21 protein-coding genes and 2 tRNA genes are annotated in these 14,123 nt (G+C 51.6%); 4 read left to right on the top strand and 19 right to left on the bottom strand.

Going from position 1 to position 14,123, the window contains the following annotated elements:
* Positions 1–5: 5 nt before the first annotated feature.
* The 18 genes from KOO63_05435 to KOO63_05350 all read right to left on the bottom strand — a co-directional run bounded on the left by KOO63_05435 (position 6) and on the right by KOO63_05350 (position 9,320).
* Positions 6–206 (bottom strand): hypothetical protein, encoded by a 201-nt coding sequence (locus KOO63_05435; GenBank protein ID MBU8921242.1) that lies wholly within the window; start codon positions 204–206, stop codon positions 6–8.
* A gap of 15 nt (positions 207–221) precedes the next feature.
* Complete coding sequence (locus KOO63_05430) at positions 222–899, bottom strand: phage Gp37/Gp68 family protein (GenBank protein ID MBU8921241.1); 678 nt, start codon at positions 897–899, stop codon at positions 222–224.
* Positions 896–1,219 carry a hypothetical protein gene (locus KOO63_05425; protein ID MBU8921240.1) on the bottom strand — a complete coding sequence of 108 codons (324 nt, stop codon included), beginning with the start codon at positions 1,217–1,219 and terminating at the stop codon, positions 896–898. Before KOO63_05425 ends, KOO63_05430 begins: the two co-directional genes overlap by 4 nt.
* A gap of 90 nt (positions 1,220–1,309) precedes the next feature.
* On the bottom strand, positions 1,310–1,486 hold the full coding sequence (locus KOO63_05420) for a hypothetical protein (GenBank protein ID MBU8921239.1): 177 nt from the start codon (positions 1,484–1,486) through the stop codon (positions 1,310–1,312).
* A 6-nt stretch (positions 1,487–1,492) separates the two neighbouring features.
* Positions 1,493–2,416 (bottom strand): hypothetical protein, encoded by a 924-nt coding sequence (locus tag KOO63_05415; protein MBU8921238.1) that lies wholly within the window; start codon positions 2,414–2,416, stop codon positions 1,493–1,495.
* 53 nt (positions 2,417–2,469) lie between these two features.
* Positions 2,470–2,907, bottom strand: a complete 438-nt coding sequence (locus tag KOO63_05410; GenBank protein MBU8921237.1) for a hypothetical protein — start codon at positions 2,905–2,907, stop codon at positions 2,470–2,472.
* Between the two features lie 11 nt (positions 2,908–2,918).
* On the bottom strand, positions 2,919–3,128 hold the full coding sequence (locus KOO63_05405; protein MBU8921236.1) for an RtcB family protein: 210 nt from the start codon (positions 3,126–3,128) through the stop codon (positions 2,919–2,921).
* Between the two features lie 132 nt (positions 3,129–3,260).
* A complete protein-coding gene (locus tag KOO63_05400; GenBank protein ID MBU8921235.1) occupies positions 3,261–3,845 on the bottom strand; it encodes a hypothetical protein in 585 nt (194 codons plus the stop codon).
* Positions 3,846–3,858: 13 nt separating this feature from the next.
* On the bottom strand, positions 3,859–4,284 hold the full coding sequence (locus KOO63_05395) for a hypothetical protein (GenBank protein ID MBU8921234.1): 426 nt from the start codon (positions 4,282–4,284) through the stop codon (positions 3,859–3,861).
* Positions 4,285–4,304: 20 nt separating this feature from the next.
* Positions 4,305–4,937 (bottom strand): hypothetical protein, encoded by a 633-nt coding sequence (locus tag KOO63_05390; GenBank protein MBU8921233.1) that lies wholly within the window; start codon positions 4,935–4,937, stop codon positions 4,305–4,307.
* Between the two features lie 107 nt (positions 4,938–5,044).
* On the bottom strand, positions 5,045–5,455 hold the full coding sequence (locus KOO63_05385; GenBank protein MBU8921232.1) for a hypothetical protein: 411 nt from the start codon (positions 5,453–5,455) through the stop codon (positions 5,045–5,047).
* A gap of 96 nt (positions 5,456–5,551) precedes the next feature.
* Positions 5,552–6,868 carry a hypothetical protein gene (locus tag KOO63_05380; GenBank protein ID MBU8921231.1) on the bottom strand — a complete coding sequence of 439 codons (1,317 nt, stop codon included), beginning with the start codon at positions 6,866–6,868 and terminating at the stop codon, positions 5,552–5,554.
* 29 nt (positions 6,869–6,897) lie between these two features.
* Positions 6,898–7,152, bottom strand: coding sequence for a hypothetical protein (locus KOO63_05375; GenBank protein ID MBU8921230.1), 255 nt, complete (start codon positions 7,150–7,152; stop codon positions 6,898–6,900).
* Positions 7,153–7,162: 10 nt separating this feature from the next.
* The gene (locus KOO63_05370) at positions 7,163–7,465 is read right to left on the bottom strand and encodes a hypothetical protein (GenBank protein MBU8921229.1); all 303 of its coding nucleotides are present in this window, start codon (positions 7,463–7,465) and stop codon (positions 7,163–7,165) included.
* Positions 7,462–7,692, bottom strand: a complete 231-nt coding sequence (locus KOO63_05365; GenBank protein ID MBU8921228.1) for a hypothetical protein — start codon at positions 7,690–7,692, stop codon at positions 7,462–7,464. Before KOO63_05365 ends, KOO63_05370 begins: the two co-directional genes overlap by 4 nt.
* Positions 7,692–7,994 (bottom strand): hypothetical protein, encoded by a 303-nt coding sequence (locus KOO63_05360; protein MBU8921227.1) that lies wholly within the window; start codon positions 7,992–7,994, stop codon positions 7,692–7,694. Before KOO63_05360 ends, KOO63_05365 begins: the two co-directional genes overlap by 1 nt.
* 254 nt (positions 7,995–8,248) lie before the next feature.
* Positions 8,249–8,318: transfer RNA gene (locus KOO63_05355), tRNA-His, on the bottom strand.
* A 258-nt stretch (positions 8,319–8,576) separates the two neighbouring features.
* Positions 8,577–9,320, bottom strand: coding sequence for a hypothetical protein (locus KOO63_05350; protein MBU8921226.1), 744 nt, complete (start codon positions 9,318–9,320; stop codon positions 8,577–8,579).
* A 276-nt stretch (positions 9,321–9,596) separates the two neighbouring features.
* On the opposite strand from KOO63_05350, the gene KOO63_05345 reads away from it, so the two are divergent.
* The 3 genes from KOO63_05345 to KOO63_05335 all read left to right on the top strand — a co-directional run bounded on the left by KOO63_05345 (position 9,597) and on the right by KOO63_05335 (position 12,197).
* A complete protein-coding gene (locus KOO63_05345; GenBank protein MBU8921225.1) occupies positions 9,597–10,190 on the top strand; it encodes a DUF3450 domain-containing protein in 594 nt (197 codons plus the stop codon).
* A 3-nt stretch (positions 10,191–10,193) separates the two neighbouring features.
* Positions 10,194–11,102, top strand: a complete 909-nt coding sequence (locus KOO63_05340) for an IS1595 family transposase (protein ID MBU8921224.1) — start codon at positions 10,194–10,196, stop codon at positions 11,100–11,102.
* A gap of 162 nt (positions 11,103–11,264) precedes the next feature.
* Complete coding sequence (locus tag KOO63_05335; GenBank protein ID MBU8921223.1) at positions 11,265–12,197, top strand: hypothetical protein; 933 nt, start codon at positions 11,265–11,267, stop codon at positions 12,195–12,197.
* 466 nt (positions 12,198–12,663) lie between these two features.
* Here KOO63_05335 and KOO63_05330 read toward each other — a convergent pair.
* Positions 12,664–12,738, bottom strand: a tRNA-Glu gene (locus KOO63_05330).
* Between the two features lie 672 nt (positions 12,739–13,410).
* On the opposite strand from KOO63_05330, the gene KOO63_05325 reads away from it, so the two are divergent.
* On the top strand, positions 13,411–14,121 hold the full coding sequence (locus tag KOO63_05325; GenBank protein MBU8921222.1) for a hypothetical protein: 711 nt from the start codon (positions 13,411–13,413) through the stop codon (positions 14,119–14,121).
* Positions 14,122–14,123 lie beyond the last annotated feature (2 nt).

Here is a 14,123-nt window from a genome sequence, read left to right as displayed (position 1 = left end):
GTTGGTCATTTCACGTAGACGTACATACCGGCCCTGAACAGGCGCAGTAGAACATGGCCCGCCTGATTAATCAAAACCGCTGCCGGTTTGGGGGCTGCCCAAGATTTGTCAGCGGGAATAAAGACAGGCAGTTTTTGACTCCTTGCCCAATCTAAATCCATAAGACTTGATACCCTGATGCCCTTGTGGTCTTTATCATCTGGCATAACATCTCCTATTAATTACAACAATAAACCTTCGGGGAATTCTTGTACTATTTCCGGATGCCCGGCGTTGGATTTGATGTAGACGGGCCTATCCTGCACTTTCGCCATGTATATTGCATTTTTTACCCACCCGCCTGGAGCCGGTCGCGCTCCCTTACCCGTTAGACCGCCGATAATCAGCCAGCGGTAGGGGTGATTGCGTAACAAATAAGACGGTTCTGTCAATAGCGGCTCCAGAGATATAAAAGACCTTTCTCGCGGCGCGTGGATTGCCAACATTTCCAAGCGACGCGCGACTTCATCATCCTTGCCGCCCTCAATACTGGTTCCACACCAGCAGTTTTCCGGTAATCGAAATTCTCCATACCGTGCAGGATTCTTCGTCAAAAACAAAAACCTATGCCGTTCAAGTATGTAGCACACCGCAAGCACATGCAAAATCCAATGCCGGGGTACCCAGTCCCCGAACATATCACCCATACTGCCGACAAATATTCTGCTCGGCTCGGTCGTGGCGAGTTCGCGGGCCATCTTTCCAAGCCGCTCCGGGTAAAATTTCGGCTCCATTGACAGATTTGGGAACCGCTTGCTCATCCGGTGGGCGTAGCAATAGGAACAGCCGTGCAGACAGCCGCCGATAGGATTCCGCGTTTCGTGGCAATAACCAATAGCGTTGTGGCCGCGCTTTCTCATACTTCCGCCTTTATTTCACTTGCCTTCACGCACTTAGCACAGAAATCCCCAACCGTGTACTTGCCGCGCCAGCCGATTAATTTCCCGGCAGTAGTATCTCGCACGATCTTCACCCCCGAATGTAAGCCCACAACCAACCCGCAGAAACTCTTTCCGGTTCCTGGTCGATAGACATGTATCTTTTTCATTTCATTTCTCCGAGTACCTTTTCCACTCCCGTTGATCTTGATCAGGTTCAAGCCTACACTTATCGCACCACATGGCTTGAAACATTTCACCATCGGTACCGTTTGATGGTCGATACTTTTGACCAGCGGCATCCAAGAACGCACCTTCGGGGTACAACTCTTTGCCTTTCACGCCACCCCCTCGCAATTTCCGTTGTGTTTACGCTTTCTCGTTTCAGCCCCTCAACCATATTTGGCTTTAATTACAGAGGCTGGAATGGTGCGGCCTTGCGCGATGTCTTTCTCGCTGCTCTTTATCTGACGCATAAGGTCTTTATCTTGCAATATCTCAATTGTATCGGCCATGTCGGCAATCTTAGCCTGGATCACTGCTGAATGCTCTTCGGCTGTATTGTCCATAGCCCCTCAACCTTTCTTCCAGCGCGGTATCTGCCGGGTGGATTCGTTACTGAATTTGATGTAAAGCTCCGGCTCTTCTTTCTTGAATCTCTTCGTATCGATTCGCCTGCCAGCACCTTCCGTCTTTAACCAGATCAGGCTTCCATCATCAAGGTTTGCCGCCTCGTACTCGCCAAGAGCCATCAGCATGGCCTTCTTCTGCTCCTTCTCAAACTTTTCCGCTTCCAGGCGCTGTCTACGCGCTTCATCCCACGCTTCCACCAGCGACAGCGGGATAACCGTTGTATTATCAGGATGCGGCAGTCGGATGACTCTGTTCAGGGTATCAAGTGAGGGCAGTGGCGTGTTCTCCGGCTCTTTCTTGGTCAGTACGTACTCATTCCACCACCATTCGGTATGCTCCACCACCGTCTTGATCATCTCTTCAACCACCGGAGTTCTGCCGATCTCGTACAAGCTGAAAGGCTCTCCCATCGTGCGCTTAAACACCACGACATGAACCTTGTCATAATCCTTTACATACATCTGATGGGCAACCTGTAGGGCGACAAAGCCAGGTATTTCATCTTGGGCCTTACCCCAACCGGCTGTCATGGTCACAAGCTTCCACTCCCCGCCAACCTTTGGGTTAGCCTTATCCTCGCCGTCGGGGTGGCTCATGTGCAAGCCCTTGATGCCCTCTAACTTCTCTTGGTCAAGTTCCCATTCAATACCAAGCTGGTCGCAGGCCCAAGCGGCGATTGCCGGTTCCAGGTAGTTACCCGCCTCTTGCATGGGCGTACTCGGCCAATCCTCCAACTCCCAGACCTTTTCGCACCAGACATCCCAGGCATTCCCGAATGGGCTTTCGTTGAATATCTTGCCCACCTCAGATGAGCAGATATGCGTCCTGCGCTTGGCTAACTGCTCTGGTGTCATTATTATCGGCATCGTTGCTCCTTTCGGTTATTAATAATAGTTTATAGCCCGGCGAAAGTCAATGGTTAGGGTGTTTCTGAGCTTCTTCGCAGGGCAGCCGCTATATCTTTTGCTCTGCCGCCAATGTCATTCAGTGATGTGCGTTTCTCGGCATGCCATTTTTCGGCGAACGCAGCCCTCTCGGTATCATCTGTTATGCCTTTAATGGCATCTTCATATGCGGCCCTGTCGCCGATAAGAACGCTCTCAAGAGCCTCCGCGACCTGCTCCCGCCTTGTTTCCATTACTTCATTCAGGCCCATTCCGGCGTATTTCTTGAATATCTCATTGAAATGGTCTTCGTCCTGGCAGAAAATTAGCACTGGAAGAATATCTTCCCCGTTTGCCAAGTCTTTCAGGCCGTATTGGCCTGAGCCAAGAAGAGAGACCGCAGCGCAAGCCGCCGCCTTATCGTCCGTTTCCATCGTGTAGCTATCGGACGGGTTTATTATTTCGAGAACCATCCATCTACCCCCTAACAGGCTTTCAGGTTATGAAGCGGAACAAGACGGTCAACAATCTCCGCAGCCGGGCCGATGGTTGACTCTATCAGGGACGCATCCTTGTAGGCCATAGGAGCCTCATCTATCGTGCTCTCGACCACCGATTGACTATAGATGCCCTCCATTGACGAGGTGAAGTTTTTCATAGACAGCATGGCCTTGGCCGCAGTACGAGACAGCACTCGCCCCTGTATAGATAACAGCTTCCGTATATTTTCCTTGTATTGCTCGCATCACATCCTCACGGTTTACTGATGTTTTCCACAGTGCCGTTTGGCAATATCTGTTTGTAGAAATAGCCGCTGAAATCAATTTCAGCCCTTCTTAGCAGTACCGGCTCCTCTTCTCCCTTTGGCTTTGCGACTACTTCCCACCCTTTTTTTCTCAACCTTGATAGCTGCTTGTTTTGCGCCCTCGTCACTGACTACCTCCTGTGCTGCCAGCATTGCGCTGGCGTTGTGGATTATCTCCTGAATGTCGCGCAGGCACCTCATGGTGCTCTTGCTGCTGCTCAGGCCCAGACGGCATTCGTTTATCATTAGGCCATACGCATCACCGGCCACGCCAGCCATGTTCCTGTAGCGCTGCACCTCACCGATAAGCCGGTGCCGTTCCTCAGCGGAATGCTTAAGCTGGTGGACAAGGGATGTGCGGATGCGCAGGAGGGGGAACACCTCTTCGCAGCGGATGGCCGCGATACGCTCACGGTTTTCGCGCACGCTGCCCCAAAACCTCTGATAGCAGTGGATTGTATTCTTGATCTCTTCCGCTCTAACGCGGCCAACATGCTTCCGGTGGCGCTTTGCCTGGCGGGACATGAGGTAAGCCGCTATCCCCGCGCAGGAGAGGATAGCAAGCGCGGCATAGACAGTAAAAATATAGGTAATCTCGTCCATCATATCCTATCCTTCCTCACCTTGAGAGAGCGTGCGAGAACCGCGCGTCTATCAGGGCATCGAGTAAGTTGTTCTCCGGTTCGGTCAGCATATTGGGTGCGGAGAAAGTGACTGAAATGAGTTCGGCCATTAGAATAGTGGCCCTGATTACATCCTTCTTCATCTCGTTTTTTTCATCCTCGGAGTACTTGTCGCCGCCAAGCGCGTCCAGCATATTTGGGCTGTAGTGCCGGCTTACCGCCTCAAAGATGAGCTTGCGTAGCCGCAGGTTGATCTCGCCGTCGAGATAGACAAGGTCAGCGGCCTTCTCCCAATAGGCTTTCAGCTCCTGCTGGTGCAGAGAAGCCATGTTTCTGGCCTGTGTATCCATGACCTCTTTCAGCACCACCAGCCGTGCCGCGTCCTGCTCTTTGGTAAACATTTCACTGGCCAGTTTTGACATCTATTTGTCCTCCGGCTTGGTTATACGGGGCACGGTGCTTCGCCTTGGTACCCGCCTATCTCATCTATGTAACCACTCACGGCCTCATCGTATTTTTCGTCCATAACCTGCGCTACTGCGCTGTCGCTCTCGGCTTCCTCAAGCTCGTTGGCATTGACCTGCCTTTCGATCTCTTCCTTGGCATCCGTCTCGAAATCATCCCTGTCGGGTATCTCAACATTCTCGATGCTATCCTTGAGGTTCCCGATCTCATCGGCGTAGCTCTCGGCCTCATCGGCCTGCTCTTCGATGGCCTCGCTCTGGGAGGTGGAGTGGCCAAAGCCCTCTTCCATGTTCTCAGCCGACTCCCGGTACTCATCGGCCACCTCACGCACCTCACTCTCAGCTTCCTCAAGGGCGCTGATGACGCTTTCCGCGCTATCAACATCACCAGTATCCAGATTACCAAACGAGTCTTCTATGGCCTCGCCAGCGGCCCTCATGCGGCCAATCTTGTCGGACAGGGTAAGCTCACTGCCCCTTGGTCTGGCTTTACTCATGCGTTTTATGCTGCTACGCGGGCCGGTCTTGTGCTTCCACCAGTAGTAACTTTCGCCCTTTTTACATACTTCGTTATCCTTGCGTGCCTTTGCTACAAAATGGACTCTAGGCATGTCAATTCTCCTTAAGTTAAGCCCGCCCTGCTCCAAGGGCTTCACGCCGTTCCCCGCCAAGGTAGGTAAGCGCGACCCCTGGAGGCTTACAGGCGGCATGTTTAGAATCATTCCCCAGGTATGTGCAGGATATGAGGTTCGGCCTCCTCAATGATATCCAGCGCCTGTAGTGTCATTTTCTGGTGGTACAGGCAGTACAGAAGGCATACGCCCTTGTCACCGATATACTTCATCACGTTCCATTTCCTGTAATCGTCTACCCGATTGCCCAGAAAGGCCTTGTTGATAATCCACTCCTTTACAACCAGCCTTTTTACCCTTCCCCCTCCTATGTTCTGCCTTACCTCTTCACCACGAACTACTACCGACTTCGGGAGCTTCCTACTCAATATCGCGGCGGCATCAGCCCACCACTCTTTGTCAAAAAACTCTACGCCTTTACCGCTACACGCCCGGTATGTGCCCTTGGACTTTTTACTCAAGTCAGCCACCTTTATTGATGGGACGGCCAGCACCATAACTCCACCATGCTTCACTCCACCATACCTTTACCTTACTCTACCGAACCGAACCCTACGCTACCGTGCCTTTGCCATACTTGTCATCACTCCACGCTACCCTTGCTCTTCTTTTGCCGATAACACTCCTTCCTCTATGTAGAAACTACCACTGTGTCGGTCATCGGACACAACGGCAGTCCATACCTGAAGGTTATTCTTGACGGCAAAGCTCTCGATCTTCTTCCAGCTTTTCTTATCCAGTTCAGCGCCATCGGCAATCCTGATCACCCGTAGGCTTGGATTCATCCGCAGGGCTATTTCCATGCTGGCAAACATCTTTTCCATGCCGCACAGGTCATCAAACGGCTTACCCTCGATTAGAATGGTATCGCCGGTAATGGTGATCTCCTTGAACGGGAGGTTCTCGCACAGGATATCCCGCTTTGCTACCTCGATCTGTTCCAGCTTGCGGGTGTAGGCCGCAGACGTTTCTTTCTCGGACTTCGCATCGGCTATGAGCGTCCAGTATGCGTTTTCAGCGGCCACCCGACCGTTGTGGGCCTGTGCGTCAACCAGGGATTGTTCAAGCGCTGCAACTTCGCTTGGTGCCTCGCCCTTCAACCCATCATCGATATCGGCTATAGCCTTGTTTCTCTCGCTTATCGCCTCCTGCAAATTCTTATCGTCTTCCCTGAGGGAGGCTATAGTGTCTTCGTACTGCTTTATCTGGCGGGCATTATTGTCCCTATCAACTTCGGCCTCAAGAATCTTGTTGCTCAGAATCTTACGCTGATCGTTGCTGCTTTCAACCCCCCGTATCCGCTGCCGCTCCGCCGCCAGTTTATCAAGTACGCCCTGTGTGTCTATCTCGGCCTCTGGCTTATCGTTCTCCGGGCGTTCCTCGCCATCCAGCTTACCTTGAAGCGTCTTGATTATGCGGTTGGTAAGCGTGCGCTCATCGTACGCGCATTGGTATTCGGCATCCAGCTTGGCTATCTCATCCTTCTTGCCGGTCAGGTCGAGTATAACGTCAATGCGCTCCCGCTTTTTCATGCGCGCAAAGGCCAGCGGATCAATCGATACCTTGCTGAACAGCTTGTTGAGCAGGGTCTGCGGGCTTTCCTGCGGGACGCCGTTGTAGCTCACCTCCAGCCTGGATGTCTTCGCGGTCATGTGTCTGGTGACCGTGATTTCATCTTTTTCCTCATTGCTCATGGCCAGCGTGATAGTGGCCTTTTTCGCGCCGTGACGAATGGGGTCTTGCAGTGTCTGGGCCGCAACAACGGCAAAGATCGAATCGATCACCGTTGTCTTCCCGGCTCCATTCGGCCCCTCGACTTTGATCACCGGTATATCTCCCGGCCTTACAAGGGCGGCTTTCACTCCGCCGTAATGATCGAGCATCAGTAGGGTTATTCTAAATCCTTTCATCTGTAGTCCCTTTCGGTGATTTGGATCGGTTAATCAACCCAGATAAGGTGTTGGTCGCAAAAATCGTATAGGCTCTCGATCACGCGATTAGACTGCGCTTCCGTTTCGGCCTCAATAAAGCGTTTCAGGCGGAACCCATTAAGGCAATCTTCGCCCTTAACCCTTGCAAGTACAGCCTTGCCCACCCGCAGCACTTCGGCCTTCTCGGCCTCTGCGGTTTCTTGTGGGTCGAATGACTCAAACAGGTCTCTGAGCTTAACCCTATGCCGCCAGTTCGCCATCATTTACTCCCGGTTAATGTGATACTCTGTATTCCCAAAGGCCCGCATCGCGCCGTCTGCGCTTATCTACCGCATAGCTTCCAAAGCGCGGTTTACGCAGGTGCCTGAGTTGTGCGCTGATAGAAGCTTGCGGAAAGCCGGTGGCCTTTTCTATCTCGGCCAGGGTGCGCCAGCCGCTGCCATGCCGGTATGCGTACAGCATGTAACCCCTGATAACCTCGTGCTGCTTGTACAGCCGTGAGTGATCTTGCACAGGCTCGTAAACCGGCCCGTTGAAGCGAGGCTCAAGGTTCAAGGGTGCCTGTTCATCAGTCACTTGCCCTCCAGTTCTTCGGCTTTCTTTTGCAATCTATCCAGCCCATCAAGCAGCCGGTCACTTGGTCTCCCTCCAACGCGATAGAGGCATAACAAACTACTTCGCAGTTCGGCCAGTTCCTTATACACGGATTTCTCGGTTCGCAGCTTATCTCTCTCGGCCTTTATAGCATACACCTCGTTGGTCAGTGCGGCTATCAGCGGCTTGCACACCTTACATATTGCCATCACTTACACTCCAGTTTTGCGGCTTTGGCTATGCTGCTCATGGCCTCATTCATATCCAGCCGACCATATTGAGCGTTGCTGGCACAGATGCTTATCTGCGCCAACTTCTCCCGCAACTTCTCAACCTCTGCCAGCAGGTCAGGGGCGGCGGCGAGTAACGGCTTCCATTCTTCGAGATTAGTAGCGTATGACGGATGGGCCGCCTCAATAATTGTTTCGCCTTCTTGATTCACTAAGCACATGCCCTCCCATTCCCACGGCGGCAGGGTGAGCAGCTTATTGAGCTTTGATAAATCCATCATCTACTCCGGTCGTCCAAAGTGAACCTCAGGTGGGCTGCTATCATAGTAATAGCCCTCGACGCACTTGGAATTCTCGCACTCCGCTTCGTGGTACTTACCATATATTCTACGCAGGGTAAGCTTATGCCCACACCACGGGCAGCAGCCATCTTCAAGATTTGACTCATCGTAGGTCATTCGATCCCCGTTTAAATAAAAGGGGGGAGGGAACTCGCCTGTTCCCCCCCCCAAGAGATTACAAGTCTCTCAATATTCGCTAACCGGATTTGAACCGGTAACAGTCTGATCCATAGTCAGAAGCTCTACCAATTGAGCTATAGCAATTCGGAACGCTGTCTGCATCTTTCGCTCACGCCAGGGTGTCTGCTTATAGCCGCGTTCTGCCACTAAACTACGGGGCCATAGAGTTTTATTGGCGGCCCCGGTGGGACTCGAACCCACGTTTCGGCAAAGTAACCTTGGCAAGTTATTCAATGCACCGCTCCTTCTTGAGACTGAGGGGTAATAAGCTGAATTGTTACGTCTGCTCAGGGGATTATTCCCCATTACTAAGGCGAAAGCTGACGCATACCCCTATCGGTACTACTTCCTTTCTTCGGTTATAAATTTTAAGATCGCCATGCCCACGGTGACCTTGCTAGCTTCGATGTCGTTAGCGCGCTGGCGCGCCGTCTTGATGGCCCTGATGACCTGATCGCAGCGGGCAAGCATCTCACTCTTGGCCCTGACGGAGATCATGCCACTCTCTTTGATCGTGTTCCAGTTGCCGACTACCACATCCCGGCTGATCATCTCGACCTGCGCCGGGTGTTCCTTGGTGGCCTCGTACATCACCACCGGCTGATGCTGTTTCTCCGTGCGCTGAGTTTCAACGGTATCTGTTACCATAGTATGTGCGCGGCCAGGGTCAGCCTTCCATGTGTACGCCGGGTCAAGGGTAGGCACCGCCTGAAGCACGCGCCTGAACTCCTTAACCTGCTTTTCCAGAGCCAAGTAGACGGTGGCCGGGAACTCCCCGAAGTCTTCTTTGCCAATCAGGAGCTTGGCCGAGGTCAGCGTGTTCGTGACCTCTTTGCTCAAAACGATATTAATCGCCTTGGCCAGCGTTCCCGCTACGTAATCGAGCTTGCCCGATACCGTTTCCTGTACCTGAGTAATCTCAGGCGGGTAGCTGGTGCCCTCCTCGTCCAGGGGCTGGTAGGTCTTGCGCAGTCCCGTAAACCTTTCGCCTTTCTTGCCAAGGGTGCTGATGCCCTCGTCAACAATGGCTTTTGCAGTGCCGACAACATCCGGCTCCACACTCAATAGTTCATGCAGCTTTCCCATCTGCTTCTCCTTTTGCTAAGTGTGAGTGCTGCTGCTATAAACTACATTAAACCTGAACTCGGTGTTTTTCCCGGTGCATTTTGCTTGTGTTTTCACCGCGAGTCAGCCATTGACAATTACTCGGCTCGTAGTTTCCATCGGGGTTAATCCTGTCCAGACTAAGCCCCTCTTGATAGCCGTTGTTCAAAGCCCACTTTCTAAGGCGATTATATACTTGACATACCAGATACAAAGGATGTATATTGGAAATAGACCTTTCAAGCTATGGAGCAACACATGGAAAAGATTGCAAATAGTAACCCCAGCCCAAAAGCTCAGACCGGTATCATCCCGGACAAGTTTAAACATGGCCTTTATTTCATTCTTGGAATTGGCAATTCCATTGTAGCGGCGTTGATATATTTTAGCCAATCGACTTTGGCATACATCGCGTTGACAATCATAGTTGTCGCCGCTCTTATCCGCCTTCATCAATTTCATAAAGCCCTCGATTTAAAAGCCAAACAGGAAAGTGAAGATCGCTTAAGTCAAATTCAATCCGAAAAGGACACTCTGCAAATTCGCTATGATGAACTCACCATCAAGTCAGAACGGCTTAAAACTGATAAAAAGCATTTATCTATTCAAATCCAACAACTTGAAACCCAAGAGAAACAGCTTAAAGCCCAATTGGATCAACTTAATCTTGAGCGACTAAAAATACTTGAAGGAAGAATTCCCCTACTCAAAGAGATTTGGGATCGCCAAGGGCAGATAGTTGATACCCTGAAATGCGATCAAAATCTTTCAGATAAAGACCGCGAATATCTTTGGAATTCAGTTGCATGCTTAAAAGGCAAATCACCCGATGGTAATCCTTTCAAGGAGTAACCGATGAGCCAACTTTCCGCGCAATACTTCCATGATGAACAGGCGGCACGTGAGTACCTTGAAAAGGTTCGCTGGCCTGATGGCGTTGTCTGCCCACATTGCGGCGGTATGGACAAGGCTTACAAGCTTGAGGGTAAGTCTACACGCCCTGGACTGTACAAGTGCGGCCACTGTCGCAAGCCGTTTACGGTGACGGTAGGGACGTTGTTCGAGCGCAGTCACATTCCCCTGCACAAGTGGCTGCTTGCTGCTTACTTGCTTTGTTCCAGCAAGAAGGGGATCAGCAGCCACCAGCTTCATCGGACTCTCGATGTCACCTACAAAACCGCTTGGTTCATGTCTCACCGTATCCGTGCGGCCATGAAAGACTCTTTCTTCGTCAAGAAGATCGGCGGAGGCGGTAATATCGTTGAGGCCGATGAAACCTATTGGGGAACCAAATACCCAAAGCCAGCCGGTGCGCGGGGCTATGCGCACAAGGAGAGTATCTTCTCTCTGGTTGAGCGTGGTGGGCATGTCCGTTCCTTCCACGTCAATACCGTTACGGGCAAGACACTCAAGCCGATCATGCAAGGCCAGATCAACAGGGATACCCATATCGTCACCGATGAAATGGGAGCCTACAAGGACACTGACAGGCTGTTTGAGCAGCACAGCGTTGTAACCCATAGCAAGGGCGAGTATGTCCGTGGCCCTGTCCATACGAACACCATTGAAGGATTCTTTAGTATCCTCAAGCGTGGCCTTGTCGGTATTTATCAGCATGTTGGCTCTCAGCATCTTAAGCGTTACATTGGAGAATATGACTTCCGGTATAACCACCGCCACATCGGCGATATTCAACGAACCATTATTGCCCTGCGCGGTATCGCCGGTAAACGTCTCATGTACTGCGCTCCACAAGCGAGGTAATCATGTCTGACGACAAAGAACAGTATGAACCAAAGCCGTTTGACGATGTCGTTAAAAAGCTTGTAAATACACCGCCACGGTTAAAATTCAGTAGAGTTGATACAACCACTTGTCCAAAATGCAACCATCAGTTTCCCATAAAACCAAAAGAAATTAATAAAGATGGTCTATTCATCGGCAAATGTCCTAACTGTGGCGCTTCTGGCTTTGCTTTTAGTGATCCTGACGCTTAAATTCTTTCTTGCAGACCGCAAGAGAACACCCACTATGAGCACCCCAGAACTGACGCACATCTTCAAAATCGAGCGAGCGCGAAAGCACTTGGAAGATTTGAATATCGCGCTGAACGAATGGGTCAATGGTCACCTGCATCCGACCAGACTCGATCCCGATCCAGACGATCCTACCCACCTTTTCGTCAAGTCCGGTATTGACCCAATCCCCGTCGATCCCTTTTCGCTTATGCTCGGGGATTGTGTCCAAAATCTCCGCAGCAGTCTGGATCACTTGGTTTTTGCGCTCACGAAAGTCTACACATGCCCACTCACGGAAGAGACCGCACGCAAAACGCAGTTCCCAATCATCGGGGACGAAAGTAGCAAGGGTGTGTCCGGTTTTGGTTCCGATAGGTTTCGGGACAACGCTGTGCAAATGCTCCAAGCGATCAACCCAAAAGCGAAGACAGTGATAGAGAGGTTGCAACCGTACCAGCGCGGGAGGAATTTTCGTTCCCACCCTCTCTGGCAACTCAATGAGCTTTCTAACATTGACAAGCACCGAATGCTCCATGTCACGGCTTGGAATTTCACTGCACTCGGAATCCCGAGAGACATGCTTCTCCCGCGCGAAGAATGGCGGGAGGGCGGAGAGCTTAAGGTTTTCAGCTTGGGCGCAGTGGAAGGCGAGGCAATATTCGCCAGAATACCCCGTGGAATACTCGTCCCCGACCCTGAAATGCACATGAATATCTTCCCTGCCTTTGAAATAGCGTTCAAAGACGGGCCTTTGATCGGGGAGAAGGTTATCCCAATACTCAGCGACATCTTTAATTACATAGTTACCGAAGTAACCCCTGCTCTCGATAGTTTCTTTTGAACGATCATTTTCTATATTATGGCAGGGAGTCATTTAAACCCCCTGTTCGCGTGGGTACGTAAAAGGTATAATCGCCCTTTCTAAACACTAAATAATCAGCCCCCCATTCTTGGCAGACGCTTATTCCGCGCTCTCCATAATATTCATATCTACTGTATCCTTTCAGCGCGCATCTCTTTTTCATGCCGCGCCAAATCGAATACAATTTACTGCGTCCCTCGCCATGCCTAAACGTAGTTCTGCCACAATCCGCGCATTTTGTGGATCGCCCGGAAAGCAATTTTCCGCTTGCTACGTTGCCCCTTTGCCCACACTTGCATTCACATAACCACCTTGGCATTCTGCATCTCCTGTTATGATATTCTCCCGAAGCGGGCCGGAATCGGCTCCGCGCCCTACTTGATTTCAGGCTACGATCGGCTTGCTGAATCCCTACGACCGCCAGTAGTTGCCCGCTTCGGAATATTGGAAGCGCAAGCGGGAATCGAACCCGCGTTGTCGGACTGAAAATCCGATGTCCTGACCCCTGGACGATTGCGCCTTAAAATTTGGTCGGGTCTGCGGGTGCCTAACCCCGCTCCTCTGACTCCATAGCCAGTGTGCCGCCGGGTGCCTCGGAGCCTATTAAGGGGAGCGCTCCCCGCTCGATCAACATTTATCCCGGATTCTCCTATTACACCATCGCCCGAATATTTAACCTGCCGGAGCCGGATTCAAACCGGCTGATGGGGCTTAAGCCCACGGCCATTAGGCCGCCAGTGCGCCAGACACCAGTCACCGCTTCGGTCATACGTACACTACTGTAAATTGGCTGTAACTCTCTAACATTGAGCTTATTGCTGCTTCTACTTCTTTCCTCCTTACTATAAACAATTAATAGCCCGCTGTCAACCCTTTTATAAATTATTTTTTACTTGACTTATATTGCCTCTCCCCCCATATTGAATTGTCGCTATCTCTCGGTGACTGCCGGGGCAGCGCTACGGGGTTGTTCCATAGGAGCTAATGGTTCTCAGGGATGGCCCTGCGCTGCCCCGGCAATAAAATTCAGCAAAGGATACCCAGGGTGACAACGTACAATAGGGCGTTGCGCGCTATTCTCTCCCTTCTGGCCGCATCTATCTTATACCTTATAGTCACCTCCGACATACGTGGGCAGGTCTCGGTAGCCGCTTGGTCTGGGTTTGATATTATAGCCGGGGATACTCTGGTGGTGGGCAACGCCGTTAGGAACATTCAGGCTGACTATACGGGCAGGCCATGGCTGGCCACCTCACGCGGTCTATACAGCCAGTTTTCCGCAGACAGCTTTTCGCTGGCCAGCTTCGGGGTAGCCTCCTACCATCAGGAATCGGTGAACAATATATTTGCAATCGCTTCCGGCACGACCGATCTGTACGTGGGCACGGCCCAGGGATTTGTGGTACTGGACAGCGCATCATCCTCGGACACCACGCGCTACGATACCGCTGACGGTCTACCCGGTCAGCTTGTGGGAACGCTTCAAATAGAGGTTGATGCCGATACGCTGTGGATGGGTACGATTAAGGGGCTTACGCTGTTTGTCGTAGACAGCGCCACAATCAATACCTCTGAGATCGATTCCACGGCGGGCAAGCTTATCCATGCTATGGCCATAGACTGTACGGGTGGCACTTGGTACGGCTCGGACAAGGGGCTTGAGCGCCAGTATTTAAGTTATTGGTTCAGCTACGATACTTCTGACGGCCTCTCAAGCGTTCCCGTCTACGCGCTCGCCGTTGATACCAGTGGAAACCTCTGGATAGGCAATGATGCTGGTGTGGATGTTTTTGACATGGATACAACGTGGACGAACTATGATGATGACAGTCTGGGAGTTGGCCCGCAGGTACGGGCGCTGGCCCACGATAAGGTTGATAACATCATGTGGATAGGCACCTGACT

The organism is Candidatus Latescibacterota bacterium (genome assembly GCA_019038625.1).
Taxonomy (GTDB): domain Bacteria; phylum Krumholzibacteriota; class Krumholzibacteriia; order Krumholzibacteriales; family Krumholzibacteriaceae; genus JAGLYV01.
The sequence above is the reverse complement of the archived record's forward strand: the minus strand, read 5'-3'. Positions and strand labels throughout refer to the sequence as shown.

Excerpts from the sequence above, each read along its gene's own strand:
- KOO63_05380 (MBU8921231.1), bottom strand. The coding sequence starts at position 6,868 with ATGAAAGGATTTAGAATAACCCTACTGATGCTCGATCATTACGGCGGA.
- KOO63_05400 (MBU8921235.1), bottom strand. The coding sequence starts at position 3,845 with ATGATGGACGAGATTACCTATATTTTTACTGTCTATGCCGCGCTTGCT.
- KOO63_05365 (MBU8921228.1), bottom strand. The coding sequence starts at position 7,692 with ATGGCAATATGTAAGGTGTGCAAGCCGCTGATAGCCGCACTGACCAAC.
- KOO63_05420 (MBU8921239.1), bottom strand. The coding sequence starts at position 1,486 with ATGGACAATACAGCCGAAGAGCATTCAGCAGTGATCCAGGCTAAGATT.
- KOO63_05385 (MBU8921232.1), bottom strand. The coding sequence starts at position 5,455 with ATGGTGCTGGCCGTCCCATCAATAAAGGTGGCTGACTTGAGTAAAAAG.
- KOO63_05340 (MBU8921224.1), top strand. The coding sequence starts at position 10,194 with ATGAGCCAACTTTCCGCGCAATACTTCCATGATGAACAGGCGGCACGT.
- KOO63_05395 (MBU8921234.1), bottom strand. The coding sequence starts at position 4,284 with ATGTCAAAACTGGCCAGTGAAATGTTTACCAAAGAGCAGGACGCGGCA.
- KOO63_05390 (MBU8921233.1), bottom strand. The coding sequence starts at position 4,937 with ATGCCTAGAGTCCATTTTGTAGCAAAGGCACGCAAGGATAACGAAGTA.
- KOO63_05435 (MBU8921242.1), bottom strand. The coding sequence starts at position 206 with ATGCCAGATGATAAAGACCACAAGGGCATCAGGGTATCAAGTCTTATG.
- KOO63_05345 (MBU8921225.1), top strand. The coding sequence starts at position 9,597 with ATGGAAAAGATTGCAAATAGTAACCCCAGCCCAAAAGCTCAGACCGGT.
- KOO63_05410 (MBU8921237.1), bottom strand. The coding sequence starts at position 2,907 with ATGGTTCTCGAAATAATAAACCCGTCCGATAGCTACACGATGGAAACG.
- KOO63_05430 (MBU8921241.1), bottom strand. The coding sequence starts at position 899 with ATGAGAAAGCGCGGCCACAACGCTATTGGTTATTGCCACGAAACGCGG.
- KOO63_05415 (MBU8921238.1), bottom strand. The coding sequence starts at position 2,416 with ATGCCGATAATAATGACACCAGAGCAGTTAGCCAAGCGCAGGACGCAT.
- KOO63_05360 (MBU8921227.1), bottom strand. The coding sequence starts at position 7,994 with ATGATGGATTTATCAAAGCTCAATAAGCTGCTCACCCTGCCGCCGTGG.
- KOO63_05335 (MBU8921223.1), top strand. The coding sequence starts at position 11,265 with ATGGTCTATTCATCGGCAAATGTCCTAACTGTGGCGCTTCTGGCTTTG.
- KOO63_05350 (MBU8921226.1), bottom strand. The coding sequence starts at position 9,320 with ATGGGAAAGCTGCATGAACTATTGAGTGTGGAGCCGGATGTTGTCGGC.
- KOO63_05425 (MBU8921240.1), bottom strand. The coding sequence starts at position 1,219 with ATGCCGCTGGTCAAAAGTATCGACCATCAAACGGTACCGATGGTGAAA.
- KOO63_05375 (MBU8921230.1), bottom strand. The coding sequence starts at position 7,152 with ATGATGGCGAACTGGCGGCATAGGGTTAAGCTCAGAGACCTGTTTGAG.